Origin of the sequence: Neptunomonas sp. CHC150, assembly GCF_030397555.1 — a bacterium.
Lineage (GTDB): Bacteria > Pseudomonadota > Gammaproteobacteria > Pseudomonadales > Balneatricaceae > Neptunomonas > Neptunomonas phycophila.
Genome location: NZ_JAPNXU010000064.1, coordinates 1 through 278, shown reverse-complemented (window position 1 = coordinate 278; position 278 = coordinate 1). Strand labels below are relative to the sequence as shown.

The 278-nt window shown below is 49.3% G+C and carries 1 pseudogene; it reads left to right on the top strand.

From position 1 onward, the window contains the following. Positions 1 to 278, top strand: a pseudogene (locus tag OW491_RS18200) (hypothetical protein); the annotation flags it as partial.

Genomic DNA, 278 nt, shown 5'->3' with positions numbered 1-278 from the left:
GAACACGTCATGCCAAATATGTTTGTGGCAACGGCAGAGCGTTGGGCTTTAGAGCTGAAAGCTTGGGAACATGACATCGAGCCGAAAGACGCAGAGAAAACACAAGGCAATATCACCTTAATCAAGGCGAACGCTGCTGATGCTGTCACGATAGAAGCGGGTAAGGTGGTTCAAACCCTGCCGATTGATGGTGTGGTGTATCAAGTTCGAGTGCTTGCTGAAACCGTGATTGATGCAGGTCAGCTAACGGGCAAAGTTTTGGTTGAAGCATGCGAAGC